Here is a 15,838-nt window from a genome sequence, read left to right as displayed (position 1 = left end):
GATGGGCTCATGGATGGAATTTGCCATTCAATTCAGTGGCCGGGCGCAACGCTCGGGCATAGCAGAACAGAAACAGATTGCGCACCACTTCCTTCAGTACCCCGGGCTCACTTGAGCTCAAGCCATTCACGTCCAGGTCGCCCTGGTCCTGCAGCTCGCTCAGCGCCTCTTCTTCCAATACCGCACAGACTTCGCCGGTTTCCCGATGCAGGATGCGCAGGTAAGGGTGTGGGCGGTCCAGCCAGGCGTCTATCAAATAAGTCATGGTCGTTCTCCTTGATGGGTTTCAATGAGAATAATTCTTATTCGTAGAATAGCAAGTGCCTATTGGCGGTTTGTGGTTTTTTCTGTGTGGTTATTGCGCGGGGTCAACCGGGAGGGCGAAACGCCATCCCGCGGCGGGCGCGGGATGGAAGTTGCAGGCTCAGACCTTGCGGACGAACTCGGACTTGAGTTTCATCGGGCCGATACCGTCGATCTTGCAATCGATGTCGTGGTCGCCATCGCACAGGCGGATGTTCTTGACCTTGGTGCCGACCTTGACCACCAGGGAGGTGCCCTTGACCTTGAGGTCCTTGATCACGGTGATGGTGTCGCCGTCCTGCAGGACGTTGCCCACAGAGTCTTTCTTCACGGTTTCATCGCTAGCCGCTTCGGCCTCGCCATTGGCGGACCACTCGTGGGCGCATTCCGGGCAGATCAGCTGGGCGCCGTCTTCGTAGGTGTATTCGGAATTGCATTTCGGGCAGGGTGGCAACGTGCTCACTAAAGCTCCTTGTAGAGTCAGGGATGGCTAAAAGTCGCACATTATATAGGGTTTTAACGGTGGGAGGGGCGGCTTGGCTCGGTCTAATGTGGGAGCTGGCTTGCCTGCGATATCGGTAGTGAATTCACTAAAGCTATCGCAGGCAAGCCAGCTCCCACATTAAACGGTGTGCAATCAGTGCGTACGGGCGACCGCAAACTCACTCAGCTCAACCAGTGCATCCCGGTATTCGCTGGCCGGCAGGGCTTCCAGGCATTGGATGGCACGGGCCACGTAGTCACGCGCCAATTGCGCGGTGTAGTCCAGCGAACCCGAGGCTTCCACGGCTTCGCGGATGCTTTCGAGGTCTTCGATCCCGCCTTTCTGGATCGCCTTGCGCACCAGGGCCGCCTGTTCCGGCGTGCCTTCGCGCATGGTGTAGATCAGCGGCAAGGTCGGCTTGCCCTCGGCCAGGTCGTCACCGACGTTCTTGCCCAGGGTCTCGGCGTCGCCGCGGTAATCGAGCAGGTCGTCTACCAGTTGGAAGGCCACGCCCAGGTGGTCGCCAAAGGTGCGCAGGGCTTCGGCCTGTTCGGCGGTCGCGCCACACAGCGCGGCGGCGCTATGGGTGGAGGCTTCGAAGAGCATCGCGGTTTTGCCGCGAATCACTTCCATATAGGTTTCTTCGGTGGTGCTGGCGTCGCGCACCTTGGACAGCTGCAACACTTCGCCTTCAGCGATGATGCGGGTGGCCTGGGACAGAATCTTCATCACCGGCATCGAGCCCAGTTCGACCATCATTTCGAACGAGCGCGAGTACAGGAAATCGCCGACCAGCACGCTGGGGGCGTTGCCCCACATGGCATTGGCGGTCTCGCGGCCACGGCGCATGCCCGACATGTCGACCACGTCGTCATGCAGCAGGGTCGCGGTGTGCAGGAATTCGATAGTCGCCGCCAGCAAACGCAAGTCGTCGCCTTCGCGACCCAGGGCCTTGCCACACAGCAACACTAATAAAGGACGCAGGCGTTTGCCGCCCGCCGACGTAATATAGTCGCCAATTTTGGAGACCAGCGGCACTTTGGACGTGAGCTGTTTCTTGATGATGCCGTCGACGGCGCTAAAATCGTCCGCGACCGCGCGGTAGAAAGCTTGGGGTTGCATCAGCTACAGTCGCTCCAGAAGGGTTGCGCGGCATGCTAGGACCCTGACCCCGCAGTGTCAAGGCGCGATAGACGGCCCCTTGCAAGGCTTCTATAGCTTGCGTACAATCGCGCACCCTGAACTTCCTGGGCAGCACCTGCCTTACGCAATTGCATTCGGGACGTCCATCCCATGCAGCCATGCCAGCCAATACCTCTTCTTATAAAGAGCTGGGTGAGCAGGATTATCGGAGAAATACCATGTCGTACGCAGTAATTGTTACTGGTGGCAAGCAATACAAAGTCGCCCCAGGTGAATACCTGAAGATCGAAAAACTGGAAGTCGCTACCGGCGAATCCGTTACCTTTGATCGCGTTCTGTTGGTCGCCAATGGCGATGACGTGAACATCGGCGCTCCAGTTGTTGCTGGCGCTACCGTTGTGGCTGAAGTGATCTCCCAAGGTCGTCACGATAAAGTCCGCATCATCAAGTTCCGTCGTCGTAAGCACCACATGAAGCGTATGGGCCACCGCCAGTGGTACACCGAGATCAAAATCACCGGTATTCAGGCTTAATTTCAGCCTAATTCCTCACTAGGAGAATTGACTCATGGCACACAAAAAAGCTGGTGGTAGTACCCGTAACGGTCGCGACTCAGAAGCCAAACGCCTTGGCGTGAAGATGTATGGCGGCCAGAAAATCATTCCGGGCAACATCATCGTGCGTCAGCGCGGCACCCAATTCCACGCCGGTTACGGTGTAGGCATGGGTAAAGATCACACCCTCTTCGCGAAAATCGAAGGCGTGATCAAGTTTGAAGTAAAAGGCGCGTTCAACCGCCGTTACGTGAGCGTTGTCGCAGCTTAATTGCGAGATCGCTGGAAAAGCCCTGTCTTGCGACGGGGCTTTTTCGTTTGTGGAGTGAGTCTCTTGCAAAGCTGTTTGTAATGGGCGATAGCAGCAGGATATGCGGTCGTTGCTTGAGGTCGCTGCGCTCATTTTTGCAAGAGTCTTATGTCTTGGTTTCTTAAGCTCGTCCATGCGGCGAGAGGCGTTTTGTTATGAAGTTCGTTGATGAAGTTTCCATCCGAGTAAAAGCAGGCGACGGCGGTAACGGTTGCATGAGTTTCCGTCGCGAAAAATTCATCGAAAACGGTGGCCCAAACGGCGGTGACGGCGGTGACGGCGGTTCCATCTACATGATGGCCGACGAAAACCTCAACACCCTGGTCGACTACCGTTACACCCGGCACTTCGATGCCGAGCGTGGCTCCAACGGCGGCAGCACCGACTGCACCGGTAAAAAAGGCGAAGACCTGGTGCTGCGCGTACCCGTCGGCACCACGATTATCGACTCCGCTACCCAGGAAGTGATCGGCGACCTGACCAAGGCCGGCCAGAAGCTGATGGTTGTGCAGGGCGGCTGGCACGGTCTGGGTAACACCCGATTCAAGTCCAGTACCAACCGTGCGCCACGCCAGACCACGCCAGGCAAGCCGGGCGAGCAGCGTGACCTCAAGCTGGAAATGAAAGTACTGGCCGACGTAGGCCTGTTGGGCCTGCCGAACGCGGGTAAAAGTACCTTCATCCGCTCGGTCTCGGCCGCCAAGCCGAAAGTCGCCGACTACCCGTTCACCACCCTGGTGCCAAACCTGGGCGTGGTCAGTGTCGACCGCTGGAAAAGCTTCGTGATCGCCGACATTCCCGGCCTGATCGAAGGCGCTTCCGACGGCGCCGGCCTGGGCATTCGCTTCCTCAAGCACTTGTCCCGCACCCGTTTGCTGCTGCACCTCGTGGACATGGCGCCGTTGGATGAAACCAGCGCAGCGGACGCCGCTGAAGTGATCGTCAGCGAACTGACCAAGTTCAGCCCGGCCCTGGCCGAGCGTGATCGCTGGTTGGTCCTGAACAAGTGCGACCAGATCCTCGAAGAAGAGCACGAAGAGCGCGTCAAGGAAATCGTCGACCGCCTGGAGTGGGAAGGCCCGGTCTACGTGATCTCGGCCATCGCCAAAGAAGGCACCGAGCGCCTGACCCGCGACATCATGCGCTACCTCGAAGACCGCGCCGACCGCCTGGCGGCCGACCCGGTGTTCAAGGCCGAACTGGCTGAACTCGACCAGCAGATCGAAGACGAAGCCCGTGCCCAGTTGCAGGCGCTGGACGACCAGCGTGCCCTGCGCCGCAGCGGCGTGAAGTCGGTCCATGACATCGGTGACGACGATTGGGACGAAGAAGACGTGGATGATGAAGACGGTCCTGAAATCATTTACGTGCGCGACTGATTCGTTGCAGTAAACTTAAGCGCCGCTCAATTGAGCGGCGTTTTGGTATCTGGGTATACGTAGTCACGAATAACGTTATGGGTTGCGCTGGGTCGCGCAGCCCTCTATCTAAGGTTGAAGATGATGCGGAGCAAAGTGACAGGTGCGCAGCGCTGGGTCGTAAAGATCGGAAGTGCGCTGCTGACGGCGGATGGCAAGGGGCTCGATCGTGCAGCCATGAGCGTCTGGGTCGAGCAAATGGTGGCCTTGCATGAGGCTGGCGTTGAGTTGGTGCTGGTGTCGTCCGGGGCGGTTGCCGCCGGGATGAGCCGCCTCGGCTGGACCGCGCGACCCAGCGCGATGCACGAACTGCAAGCCGCCGCCGCCATCGGCCAGATGGGCCTGGTACAAGCCTGGGAATCCAGCTTCGCCGAGCACGGCCGCCACACGGCGCAGATCCTGCTGACCCACGACGACCTGTCCGACCGCAAGCGCTACCTCAACGCCCGCAGCACCCTGCGTGCGCTGGTAGAGCTGAAAGTCATCCCGGTGATCAACGAAAACGACACCGTGGTTACCGACGAAATCCGTTTCGGCGACAACGACACCCTGGCCGCCCTGGTAGCCAACCTGGTGGAAGCCGACCTGCTGGTGATCCTCACCGACCGCGACGGCATGTTTGACGCCGACCCGCGCAACAACCCCGATGCGCAACTGATCTACGAAGCCCGCGCCGATGACCCTGCGCTGGACGCCGTGGCCGGCAGCGTCGGCGGTGCCCTGGGCCGTGGCGGCATGCAGACCAAGCTGCGCGCTGCACGCCTGGCTGCGCGTTCCGGTGCCCACACCATCATCGTCGGCGGGCGCATCGAGCGTGTGCTCGACCGCCTCAAGGCTGGCGAGCGGATCGGCACGCTGCTGTCGCCTGAGCGGGGTATGCTCGCGGCGCGCAAACAATGGTTGGCCGGTCATCTGCAAACCCGTGGCACCCTGGTGCTGGACGATGGCGCTGTATCTGCGCTGTCCCAAGGCAACAAAAGCTTGCTGCCGGTCGGCGTCAAGCTGGTGCAGGGCAGCTTCCGCCGTGGCGAGATGGTGGTGTGTGTGGCCCCGGACGGTCGTGAAATCGCCCGCGGCCTGGCCAACTACAGCGCCCTGGAAGCGCAGAAAATCATTGGGCAGTCGTCTGACGCGATTGTGGGCCTGTTGGGTTATATGGCGGAGCCGGAACTGGTGCACCGCGACAACCTGATCCTGGTTTAAACAAAGGGAGTATTCGATGCGCGTAATGAAGGGATTGCTCGGCCTGCTATTGGCCATGCCACTGTTGGCGTCTGCCGAAGAAGTTGGCCAGGTGTCGACGGTATTCAAGTTTGTCGGCCCCAACGACCGGATCGTCGTCGAAGCCTTCGATGACCCCAAGGTCGACGGTGTGACGTGCTACCTGTCGCGCGCCAAGACCGGCGGCGTCAAAGGCGGCCTGGGCCTGGCCGAAGACCGTGCCGAAGCCTCGATCGCCTGCCGTCAGGTGGGGCCGATCCGCTTCAAGGGCGAGCTCAAGGATGGCGACGAAGTATTCAAGGAGCGTACGTCGCTGGTGTTCAAGACCATGCAGGTGGTGCGCTTCCTCGACAAGAAGCGCAACACCCTGGTTTACCTGGTGTACAGCGACCGCCTGATCGAAGGCAGCCCGCAGAACGCCGTGACGGCGATTCCGATCCTGCCGTGGCCTACCGCTCAGTAATCCGCAGGCGGGTTTTGTCATCGGCGTCTATGATTGCAGGCTTGCGGGTTGTAATCTCGACGAGCCGCTTTGCTAAGAACATGGGATATCTGGAGTTCGTCATGAGTGCTTTCCACGATCTGAAACTCAAAGCTTTGGACGGACAAGAGCTGCCACTGGCACCCTTCAAGGGGCAAGTGGTGCTGGTGGTCAATGTGGCCTCCAAGTGTGGCTTGACCCCGCAATATGCGGCTCTGGAAAACCTCTACCAGCAATACAAGGGCCAGGGGTTTGTCGTGTTGGGCTTGCCCTGCAATCAGTTTGCAGGCCAGGAGCCGGGCAGCGAAGAGGAAATCCGCGAGTTCTGCAGCCTGAACTATGGCGTGACCTTCCCGCTGGGCGGCAAGCTTGACGTCAACGGCCCGGACCGTCACCAGCTCTACCGCTTGCTGGCGGGCGAGGGTGCGGAGTTTCCCGGGGATATAACCTGGAACTTCGAGAAATTCCTGCTGGGCAAGGATGGGCGGGTGCTTGCACGCTTCTCTCCGCGTACCGCACCGGATGATCCCACCATCGTCCAAGCCATCGAAAAAGCCTTGAATTAACTCGGCCCGGCCTGTGGAGGGGGAGCCAGCTCTCTCGCCACAGGTCAGTCGCCGTTCGCTTTTATCCTTTAATCACTCAGATCAATAGTGCTGTTCAGGCCTCTGTGGGGCCAATATTATCCACGTCATAAACCCGCCTTACGTGGAGCATCCCCATGCCTGTCCAAGCCTTGTTCAAACCCTTCCAGCTCGGTGCTCTGCAACTGTCGACCCGTGTAGTCATGGCGCCGATGACCCGTTCGTTCTCGCCGGGCGGCGTACCCAACGCCCAAGTCATCGAGTACTACCGCCGCCGCGCCGCTGCCGGTGTGGGCCTGATCATCACCGAAGGCACGGTGGTCGGCCACCCAGCATCCAACGGCTATCCCAACGTCCCGCATTTTTACGGTGAGGCCGCTCTGGCTGGCTGGAAAAAAGTGGTCGACGCCGTGCATGCCGAGGGCGGCAAGATCGTCCCGCAGCTGTGGCATGTGGGCAGTGTGCGGCGCATCGGCACCGAGCCGGATGCCAGCGTGCCGGCCTACGGCCCAATGGAAAAACTCAAGGACGGCAATGTCGTTGTCCATGGCATGACCCGGCAAGACATCCAAGACGTGATCAATGCCTTTGCCCAAGCCGCCAAGGATGCCCAACGCATCGGCATGGACGGCGTGGAGATCCACGGCGCCCACGGTTACTTGGTCGACCAGTTCTTCTGGGAAGGCAGCAACCAGCGCACCGACGAATATGGTGGCAGCCTGGCCAACCGTTCGCGTTTTGCCATCGAGTTGATCCGGGCCACCCGCGCCGCGGTTGGCGCGGACTTTCCGATCATCTTCCGTTTCTCTCAGTGGAAACAGCAGGACTACACCGCCCGACTGGTGCAAACCCCCGAGGCGCTGGGTGAGTTCCTGCAGCCGTTGGCTGACGCTGGTGTGGACATTTTCCACTGTTCCACTCGCCGCTTCTGGGAGCCGGAATTCGAAGGTTCCGACCTCAACCTGGCCGGTTGGACGCGCCAGCTCACCGGCAAGCCGACCATCACCGTAGGCAGCGTTGGCCTGGACGGCGAGTTCCTGCAATTCATGGTCAACACCGACAAGGTCGCGCAGCCGGCCAGCCTGGAGAAGCTGCTGGAGCGCCTCAACAATGAGGAATTCGACCTGGTTGCCGTGGGCCGTGCGTTGCTGGTGGACCCGGATTGGGCGGTGAAGGTGCGCGAAGGTCGCGAGGGCGACATTCTGCCGTTCAGTCGCGAGGCGTTGACCACGTTGGTCTGATCAAGCCATTCGGCGTTGGAGAGGGGCCGGGTATGTCGATACCCGGCCCTTTTATTTCAGCGGTTGCTCAAGCGATGGTGTGGTTGTACCGGCCGTCGCCCTGCATAGGGCGTCCGGTAACCGTCATCGTGGTCGGGCTGCCTCGGTGTAGGCCTTGACGAGGTTTGCCGGTAGTCCCAGTCGGGTTGTGAGTAGTCGCGATCCGGCTGTGGCCGGTACGGTGGGTTCCAGCCTGGTCGGGTGTACTGATAGTCGGGCTGTGGCGGGGGCGGAGGGTTCCAGCCTGGCCGGGTGTACTGGTGGTCGGGCTGTGGCTGGTACGGAGGGTTCCAGCCTGGCCGGGTGTACTGGTAGTCGGGCTGTGGCTGGTGCGGAGGGTTCCAGCCTGGCCGGGTGTACTGGTGGTCGGGCTGTGGCTGGTACGGAGGGTTCCAGCCTGGCCGGGTGTATGGCTGATCCGGCTGTGGCCGGTGTGGTGGGTTCCAGCCCGGCTGGGTGTGTTGGTTATCCGGCCGGGGTGGGCGCGGGCGATACCACGGTTGCTGAAGGTGGGTCTCGGGCCTTTGCGAGGGATTGCCCGTAGCCGCCGGAGCGCTGAAGTGCCAATTACCGTGAGCCGCTGCTCCGTTGATGTGTGTCGACATAAAAAACTCTTTCAGATTATGGGGTGCCCACCTTCACCAGGCAGGTGCGTCATGGGTGGCCATAATCGGAGTGACGTTCCCGAAATATCCTGTTTGGTGGCGGGGATTCAGACAATGCCTATTGCCTATTCCGAATCGCGGCCCCATAAACCGTCGGCTGTGGGCGCCGGGTGGTGAAGTGGATGACTGAAACTGTCGCCGGATCAGCGGGTGGAGGGTAACGGCGGAGCAACAAACTCTCCCTTGCACACACCCCGTAACTGGTGCTCGAACTGCTCGATGATCGCCGGCCAACCCTGGCGGCTGGCATGTTGGCGTGCATTCAGGCGCGCCCTGCGCAAACTCTCGCGCTCTTCAAGCAGCCAGCAGGCCGCATCGCAAAACGCCTCCTCATCCCCCGGCATCGCCAGTACGCCGTTATAGCCATGGCGGATATGCTGGGTCGCAGCCGCCTGGTCATACGCCACCACGCCCAACCCGGAAGCCATGGCTTCCAGCACCACGTTGCCGAAGGTTTCGGTGAGGCTGGGAAACAGGAACAGATCGCCCGACGCGTAATGCCGTGCCAGTTCTTCGCCGCGTTGCGTGCCGCAGAACACGGCGTCGGGCAGGTCATGTTCCAGCAGTGAGCGTTGCGGCCCGTCGCCGACGATGATCAATTTCAGCCTGCGCTGTGGATATGTGTTGCGCAGCGCCTCGAAACAGCGCTTGAGTACACCCAGGTTTTTCTCCTGAGCCAAACGTCCTACGTGCAAAACTGCAATGTCGTCATTGCCCAGGCCCCAGCTCTCACGCAGTACGTTGTCGCGCTTGGCCGGATGGAACAATTGGCTGTCGACGCCCCGCGACAACATGCCCAGCCGCTCGAAGTGGCGGCGTTCCAACTCCAGGCGCTGGCTGGCACTGGGCACCAGGGTCAAGGTCGAGCGGTTATGGAACCAGCGCAGATAATGGGTGACTACCCGGCTCAGCATGCTTAACCCATATTGGTTCGAGTACTGCTGGAAGTTGGTGTGAAAGCCGCTGACCACGCTGATCCCCAGGCGCCGGGCAGCCCGCAGCGCGGATAAGCCCAGCGGGCCCTCGGTGGCGATGTACAGCACATCCGGACGCTGGCGGGTCCAGCGGCGCAGCAATTTGTGCATCGACGACTGGCCCCATTGCAGGCCCGGGTAGCCCGGCAGCGGCCAGCCACGGCACAGCAGCAATTCGTCGTCGCTGGGACGGCTCTGGTCAGCGTTCTGGCGTGGACGCACCAGTTCGACCTGATGGCCGCGCGCGCGCAGACCTTCGCACAGGCGGCCAAGGGTATTGGCCACCCCGTTGATTTCGGGCGGGAAGGTTTCGGTGATCAGAGTGATGTGAAGCGAGGCTGTCGTCATGGCCCACAGTGTCACTGTGGGCCATGTCGTCATTGTGTCATTGGGATGATGGATTTATGACGTGGTCACGTTCTGCCGCGCCATCGCTTCGGCGCCCTGCTCACGCACCCAGAACAAGGTCGCCCCGGCCACTGCCGCCGGCATCATCAACAGGTTGACCACCGGCACCAGCAACACCAGGTAAACGATGCCGCCGAAGCTCATGCTCTGCCAGCGTTTCTGGCGCAGCCAGGCGAGCATCTCGTTCCAGCCCAGCTTGTGGTTGTCGGCCGGGTAGTCGATGTACTGGATCGCCATCATCCACACCCCGAACAGCAGCCACAACGGCGCGGCGATCAGGTTGACCACCGGAATGAACGACAGGATAAACAAGCCGATGGCCCGTGGCAGGAAGTACCCCAGCTTGCGCATTTCCCGGGCCAGTGTGCGCGGCACCATGGCGATCAACTCACCCCAACTGAACGCCGGGAAATCATCGGTGCCACGCACCACCACTTCGACTTTCTCCGAAAGAAAACCGTTGAACGGCGCGGCGATGATATTGGCCAGCATGGTGAAGGTGAAAAACACCATCAGCACCACCAGCACCACAAACAGCGGCCATAGCAAGTAGTTGAGAAAGCTCAGCCAGTTCGGCAGCGTCGGCATCAGGTGGTCGACCCACAGGCTGAACTGATGGCCGGCGAAATAGATCAAGCCGACGAACAACACCAGGTTGATCGCCAGTGGCAGCAGCACAAACAGGCGCAGGCCAGGGCTCAAGACCAGTTTGAGGCCTTCACGCAGGTATTGCGGGCCGGAAAGGGCAGGGGCGGGCATGGATAACTCCGAGCAAAGGGGCGAACGCGCCGACCTTACCGGCTTTGTATCACGGGCGAAAGCGGCGACATCAGTCGTAACAAACCCGTCGATCAGCCGGGTCGACTGCATAGGGACCGTCTATGAGCTGGATTGTTAATGCGTATTTCCTTAATCTTGCCCCCCTCTATACGCTGCACCCATTATTTTCAGGGCCTGCGAGTTAAAGCCTTCCCCAAGTGCTTCGTGGTCCCTTTTTTATTCCAGCCGCCTTGTGGTCCGGGCGGTCGACAGGAGTGAGTCATGTCTGATACCCGTCATTCGCGAGTGATTATTCTCGGTTCCGGCCCTGCCGGTTACAGCGCTGCGGTCTACGCTGCCCGGGCCAACCTCAAGCCGCTGCTGATCACCGGCATGCAGGCGGGCGGTCAATTGACCACCACCACCGAAGTCGACAACTGGCCGGGCGACGTCCACGGCCTGACCGGCCCGGCGCTGATGGAACGCATGAAAGAACACGCCGAGCGCTTCGAAACCGAGATCGTGTTTGACCATATCAACCAGGTCGACTTCTCCAAGAAGCCTTACAGCCTGACCGGCGACAGCGGCGTCTACACCTGTGACGCACTGATCATCGCGACCGGCGCCAGCGCCCGTTACCTGGGCCTGCCATCGGAAGAAGCGTTCATGGGCAAAGGCGTTTCCGCCTGCGCGACCTGCGACGGTTTCTTCTACCGCAACAAGCCGGTCGCTGTGGTCGGTGGCGGCAACACTGCCGTGGAAGAAGCGCTGTACCTGGCCAACATCGCCAGCACCGTGACCCTGGTTCACCGCCGCGAGACGTTCCGCGCCGAGAAGATCCTGATCGACAAGCTGCACGCCCGTGTGGCTGAAGGCAAGATCATCCTCAAGCTCAATGCCACCCTGGACGAAGTCCTGGGCGACAACATGGGCGTGACCGGCGCCCGCCTGAAAAACAACGACGGCAGCTTCGACGAGCTGAAAGTCGACGGCGTATTCATCGCCATCGGCCACACGCCGAACACATCGTTGTTCGAAGGCGTGCTGGAAGCCAAAGACGGCTATCTGGTCGTACAGGGCGGCCGTGAAGGCAATGCGACTGCGACCAACCTTGAAGGCATCTTCGCTGCTGGCGACGTAGCCGACCATGTGTATCGCCAGGCCATCACTTCGGCCGGCGCTGGTTGCATGGCGGCACTGGATGCCGAGCGTTACCTGGATGGTTTGGGCAACGCTTCGCTCTAAACCGTGGCAATAAAAAACCGGCTGAGAGGCCGGTTTTTTTACACCCACGATTTAACTGACACCAAAGCACAAATGTGGGAGCGGGCTTGCCCGCGAATGCTGAGTGTCAGTCACTGAATTAGGCGACTGGCCCACCGCTTTCGCGGGCAAGCCCGCTCCCACAGTTTGATGGTTGTCTGACTCAGGATCTGCGGGTCAAGGGCTGCGCCGTGAACGTCACACCCGCCAAGCCGGACACCAAAGCACAAATGTGGGAACGGGCTTGCCCGTGAATGCTGAGTGTCAGTCACTGAATTAGACGACTGACCCACCGCTTTCGCGGGCAAGCCCGCTCCCACAGTTTGATGGTTGTCTGACTCAGGATCTGCGGGTCAGGGGCTGTGCCGTGAACGTCACACCCGCCAAGCCGGACACCAAAGCACAAATGTGGGGCGGGCAAGTCCGCTCCCACAGTTTGATGGTTGTCCGGCTCAGGATCTGCGGGTCAGGGGCTGCGCCGTGAACGTCACACCCGCCAAGCCGGACACCAAAGCACAAATGTGGGAGCGGGCTTGCCCGCGAATGCTGAGTGTCAGTCACGGAATTAGGCGACTGACCCACCGCTTTCGCGGGCAAGCCCGCTCCCACAGTTTGATGGTTGTCCGACTCAGGATCTGCGGGTCAGGGGCTGCGCCGTGAACGTCACACCCGCCAAGCCGGACACCAAAGCACAAATGTGGGAGCGGGCTTGCCCGCGAATGCTGAGTATCAGTCACTGAATTAGCCGACTGGCCCACCGCTTTCGCGGGCAAGCCCGCTCCCACAGTTTGATGGTTGTCCGGCTCAGGATCTGCGGGTCAGGGGCTGCGCCTTGAACGTCACACCCGCCAAACCGGACACCAAAGCACAAATGTGGGAGCGGGCTTGCCCGCGAATGCTGAGTATCAGTCACTGAATTAGGCGACTGACCCACCGCTTTCGCGGGCAAGCCCGCTCCCACAGTTTGATGGTTGTCCGGCTCAGGATCTGCGGGTCAGGGGCTGCGCCGTGAACGTCACACCCGCCAAGCCGTGTGCGATAAGTGCACGGATGTTGCCATGGTCACTGCCCTCAGGCGTCGCCACCACCGAACGGTAGTGCTCGCCAAACGCCAGCAGCGCTTGCTGATCGCTCAAGCCTTCCAGCACAGCCAGGCCCAGGGTCTTGCAGGAGCCTTCGTTCTGGCCGGCAGCGTTTTCCACATCACCATTGGTAAAGGCTTGCGGCTGGTAGTCATAACCTGCGGCAATAAACGCCAAGGTGTCGGCAAACGCATGTTCGCCGCTGTTGAGGCTGGCGCGCAGGGTGTTCAAATCAGTCATGGGTTTTTCCTTTGGCGAACGCCGCCTGTTGATCGGCGCTGGCTTCTTTCTGGTATTGGGCTTTCCACTCGGCATACGGCATGCCGTACACCACTTCTCGGGCATCATCGAGGCTCAGCTCGATGTGGCGCTCATCGGCCTCGGCCTTGTACCACTTGGACAAGCAGTTGCGGCAGAAGCCTGCGAGGTTCATCAGGTCGATGTTCTGCACATCCTTGCGACTGTCCAGGTGTGCCACCAGCCGGCGGAAGGCGGCTGCTTCGAGTTCGAGGCGTTGTTGGTCGGTCATAGTGGTCTCTTCGAGACAGCTTCAAGCGGGCAAGCTTCAAGCTGCAAGTTGGAATGGGTTGGCTTTAGCTTGCAGCTTGCAGCTAACGGCTTGCAGCTAACGTTATCGACACCGATTCGGCAAAGCGCAGCGCATGGGGCTTGTCCACTTCGACTTCGGCGTACAGCACTGTTTCATTGCTCATCACCAGATCCAGCAGTTCCTGGGTCAGGCGCTCCAGCAGGGCAAAACGGTTGCCTTCCACATGGGCAATGATCGCCTTGGTGATGGTGCGATAGTTCAGCGCATGGTCGATGTCATTGTCGCGCACGGCTTCCTGGGCGGCATACAGGATGGTCAGGTTGATCAGCACATCCTGCTTGTTGAGGATTTCGTCCTCGTTGATGCCGATGTAGGTGCGCAGGCACAGGTCCTTGACCCGGATGCGCGCCATGCCTGGTTGAAGTTGTGGCATTGCTACTTGCTCCGTCCGATCAGTTGCAGGAACTCCATGCGCGTGGTGTTCGACTCGCGGAACGCGCCGAGCATCACCGAGGTGTTCATGGTTGAATTCTGTTTCTCCACACCGCGCATCATCATGCACATGTGCTTGGCCTCGATCACCACTGCCACGCCGGCGGCCTGGGTCACTTCCTGGATCGCATCAGCGATTTGCCGCGTGAGGTTTTCCTGGATCTGCAGGCGCCGTGCGTACATGTCGACAATGCGCGCCAGCTTCGACAGGCCGAGGACCTTGCCGGTTGGAATATAGGCCACGTGGGCCTTGCCGATGAAGGGCAGCAGGTGGTGCTCGCATAGCGAGTACAGCTCGATGTCCTTGAGGATCACCATCTCGTCATTGTCGGAAGTAAACAGCGCGCCGTTGACGATGTCGTCCAGGTTCTGCTCGTAGCCGTGGCACAGGTACTGCATTGCCTTGGCCGCGCGCTTGGGGGTGTCGAGCAAACCTTCACGCTCCGGGTCTTCGCCCAGGCCTTTGAGGATCTCGCGGTAGTGTTGGGGCAGGGATAAGGTCATACAACATCCTCACAAACGGCTTACTTGATATGCCGCCCGCCGTTGACGGTCAGGGTGGTACCAGTGACATAGGGGTTGTCCAGCAGGTAACGCACGCTCTGGTAGATCACCTCGGGCCCGGGTTCGATGCCCAGTGCGGACTTGGCCAGCACCTGGGTGCGATAAGCGGCGTCGTCGCCTTCGTTGAACATCACCATGGCGGGCGCGATGCCGTTGACCTTGATCAGCGGCGCGAACTGCGCGGCAAACGACAGCGTGAGGCTGTCGAGCCCGGCCTTGGTGGCGCAATAGGCGATGTGCTGGCGGCTGCCCTTGCGCACCACGTCATCGCTGATGTGCACGATGTCGGCGGGTGTCGAGCGTTGTAGCAAAGCTGAACAATGCAGGTTGATCAGGTAAGGCGCAAGCATGTGCACGCTGAACATGTCGGTAAAGGCACGGCTTTCGTCGTCGGGACTCTCTGCGATCCAGGCCGAGGCGTTGTGGATGATCGCACGCAGGCTTTGGGTGTGGGTGTTCAGCTCGGCGATAAACGCCAGGATGCCGGCTTCGCTGGAGAAGTCGGCAAACACACCGATCGCACCGCGTTCGCGCAGGGCCTGCACGCCGGGACGTTCGCTGCGGTAGCTGAAAATCACCGGATGGCCGTCGTCCAGCAGGCGCTGGGCGCAATGCAGGCCGACACGCTGGCCGGCGCCGGTGATCAGGATCGGGGCGTGTGTTGCAGTCATGGAGGGCTCGCTTCGCTGGCAGGTTCAAATCATACCAGCGAGCGGCCCCCCCTGTACTCACGCGGCGGCTTCGGTGGCCTTGCGTGGTGTGGGCGCAGGGTGCAGCCAGTTGGCCAGCAGGTGGGTCGACAGCGGAATGAACAGATAAACCATCAGCGGCGTGAGTGCCAGGGTGCTGACCAGCACGCGCGGCACCAACTCCAGCTCATTGAGCAGCGGGCCCAGTACAAAGTTGAAGATCAGTGACACCGGGAAAAACGCCAGCCAGATCGCCACGGCCTGCTTCCAGCGCGGCGGCCGTGCACCCACGGCACCAAACCAACCGTCGATGCCGCTCACGCGATGCTCGGACGGGTCGGCAAACAGCTCGCTGCCACGGCCCAGCCAGGCACTGCGGGACGCGGAAAACTCCCAGGCATGCAGGGTCTTTTCATCGGCGAAGCGGAAGATGATCTGGAATTCGTCGTCATTGGGCGGCGGTGCGAGCACGCCTGAACCCAGGTAACCGGGGAAGTCGGTGGCCAATTGCTCGCCTTCGCGCAGCCAGGCCATCAGTTCTTCGTAGCGACCTTTGGCCACGCGACGCGCAACCATCAGGGTGACTGGGGAGGTAGACATTATGTATCTCCAAA

At 60.6% G+C, this 15,838-nt stretch carries 19 protein-coding genes; 8 read left to right on the top strand and 11 right to left on the bottom strand.

The window, feature by feature from the left end; all coding sequences use genetic code 11:
• Positions 1-7: 7 nt before the first annotated feature.
• The 3 genes from IB241_RS23640 to IB241_RS23630 form a co-directional block, all read right to left on the bottom strand.
• Positions 8-265, bottom strand: a complete 258-nt coding sequence (locus IB241_RS23640; protein WP_056858344.1) for a hypothetical protein — start codon at positions 263-265, stop codon at positions 8-10.
• Between the two features lie 159 nt (positions 266-424).
• Positions 425-766, bottom strand: a complete 342-nt coding sequence (locus IB241_RS23635; RefSeq protein ID WP_027617845.1) for a zinc ribbon domain-containing protein YjdM — start codon at positions 764-766, stop codon at positions 425-427.
• A gap of 174 nt (positions 767-940) precedes the next feature.
• Positions 941-1,909 (bottom strand): polyprenyl synthetase family protein, encoded by a 969-nt coding sequence (locus IB241_RS23630; protein ID WP_192300610.1) that lies wholly within the window; start codon positions 1,907-1,909, stop codon positions 941-943.
• Positions 1,910-2,148: 239 nt separating this feature from the next.
• Between IB241_RS23630 and rplU the strand changes: the two genes are divergently transcribed.
• The 7 genes from rplU (at position 2,149) to IB241_RS23595 (ending at position 7,739) form a co-directional block, all read left to right on the top strand.
• On the top strand, positions 2,149-2,463 hold the full coding sequence (gene rplU / locus IB241_RS23625; RefSeq protein WP_007950961.1) for a 50S ribosomal protein L21: 315 nt from the start codon (positions 2,149-2,151) through the stop codon (positions 2,461-2,463).
• 34 nt (positions 2,464-2,497) lie between these two features.
• Complete coding sequence (gene rpmA, locus IB241_RS23620; RefSeq protein ID WP_003176049.1) at positions 2,498-2,755, top strand: 50S ribosomal protein L27; 258 nt, start codon at positions 2,498-2,500, stop codon at positions 2,753-2,755.
• Positions 2,756-2,949: 194 nt separating this feature from the next.
• Entirely contained in the window at positions 2,950-4,173 is a 1,224-nt protein-coding gene (gene cgtA / locus IB241_RS23615) for an Obg family GTPase CgtA (protein ID WP_003230855.1), read from the top strand.
• 123 nt (positions 4,174-4,296) lie between these two features.
• Positions 4,297-5,415 carry a glutamate 5-kinase gene (proB, locus tag IB241_RS23610; protein ID WP_003176047.1) on the top strand — a complete coding sequence of 373 codons (1,119 nt, stop codon included), beginning with the start codon at positions 4,297-4,299 and terminating at the stop codon, positions 5,413-5,415.
• A gap of 16 nt (positions 5,416-5,431) precedes the next feature.
• Positions 5,432-5,896, top strand: coding sequence for a CreA family protein (locus tag IB241_RS23605; RefSeq protein ID WP_034100556.1), 465 nt, complete (start codon positions 5,432-5,434; stop codon positions 5,894-5,896).
• A gap of 101 nt (positions 5,897-5,997) precedes the next feature.
• Entirely contained in the window at positions 5,998-6,480 is a 483-nt protein-coding gene (locus tag IB241_RS23600; RefSeq protein WP_192300609.1) for a glutathione peroxidase, read from the top strand.
• Positions 6,481-6,629: 149 nt separating this feature from the next.
• Positions 6,630-7,739, top strand: a complete 1,110-nt coding sequence (locus IB241_RS23595; protein WP_192300636.1) for an NADH:flavin oxidoreductase — start codon at positions 6,630-6,632, stop codon at positions 7,737-7,739.
• Between the two features lie 847 nt (positions 7,740-8,586).
• Here the strand turns inward: IB241_RS23595 and IB241_RS23590 are convergent.
• Positions 8,587-9,765: a glycosyltransferase family 4 protein gene (locus tag IB241_RS23590; protein ID WP_192300608.1), complete on the bottom strand. Its 1,179-nt coding sequence runs from the start codon at positions 9,763-9,765 to the stop codon at positions 8,587-8,589.
• Positions 9,766-9,819: 54 nt separating this feature from the next.
• Positions 9,820-10,584 carry a sulfate transporter CysZ gene (gene cysZ, locus IB241_RS23585; RefSeq protein ID WP_192300607.1) on the bottom strand — a complete coding sequence of 255 codons (765 nt, stop codon included), beginning with the start codon at positions 10,582-10,584 and terminating at the stop codon, positions 9,820-9,822.
• A gap of 282 nt (positions 10,585-10,866) precedes the next feature.
• Here cysZ and trxB point away from each other — a divergent pair, with 282 nt between their 5' ends.
• On the top strand, positions 10,867-11,829 hold the full coding sequence (trxB, locus tag IB241_RS23580) for a thioredoxin-disulfide reductase (RefSeq protein WP_192300606.1): 963 nt from the start codon (positions 10,867-10,869) through the stop codon (positions 11,827-11,829).
• A gap of 998 nt (positions 11,830-12,827) precedes the next feature.
• Here the strand turns inward: trxB and IB241_RS23575 are convergent.
• The 6 genes from IB241_RS23575 to IB241_RS23550 all read right to left on the bottom strand — a co-directional run bounded on the left by IB241_RS23575 (position 12,828) and on the right by IB241_RS23550 (position 15,824).
• Positions 12,828-13,169 (bottom strand): HopJ type III effector protein, encoded by a 342-nt coding sequence (locus tag IB241_RS23575; RefSeq protein ID WP_192300605.1) that lies wholly within the window; start codon positions 13,167-13,169, stop codon positions 12,828-12,830.
• Complete coding sequence (locus IB241_RS23570; protein WP_192300604.1) at positions 13,162-13,458, bottom strand: DUF1244 domain-containing protein; 297 nt, start codon at positions 13,456-13,458, stop codon at positions 13,162-13,164. The genes IB241_RS23575 and IB241_RS23570 overlap by 8 nt, the downstream gene beginning before the upstream one ends.
• Positions 13,459-13,540: 82 nt before the next feature.
• The gene (gene folX, locus IB241_RS23565; protein WP_192300603.1) at positions 13,541-13,912 is read right to left on the bottom strand and encodes a dihydroneopterin triphosphate 2'-epimerase; all 372 of its coding nucleotides are present in this window, start codon (positions 13,910-13,912) and stop codon (positions 13,541-13,543) included.
• Between the two features lie 2 nt (positions 13,913-13,914).
• Positions 13,915-14,475 carry a GTP cyclohydrolase I FolE gene (gene folE, locus IB241_RS23560; RefSeq protein WP_192300602.1) on the bottom strand — a complete coding sequence of 187 codons (561 nt, stop codon included), beginning with the start codon at positions 14,473-14,475 and terminating at the stop codon, positions 13,915-13,917.
• 20 nt (positions 14,476-14,495) lie between these two features.
• A complete protein-coding gene (folM, locus tag IB241_RS23555) occupies positions 14,496-15,206 on the bottom strand; it encodes a dihydromonapterin reductase (RefSeq protein ID WP_192300601.1) in 711 nt (236 codons plus the stop codon).
• 57 nt (positions 15,207-15,263) lie between these two features.
• Positions 15,264-15,824, bottom strand: a complete 561-nt coding sequence (locus tag IB241_RS23550; RefSeq protein WP_192300600.1) for an antibiotic biosynthesis monooxygenase — start codon at positions 15,822-15,824, stop codon at positions 15,264-15,266.
• Positions 15,825-15,838 lie beyond the last annotated feature (14 nt).

Origin of the sequence: Pseudomonas sp. PDM05, from assembly GCF_014851685.1 — a bacterium.
GTDB lineage: Bacteria > Pseudomonadota > Gammaproteobacteria > Pseudomonadales > Pseudomonadaceae > Aquipseudomonas.
The sequence above is the reverse complement of the archived record's forward strand: the minus strand, read 5'-3'. Positions and strand labels throughout refer to the sequence as shown.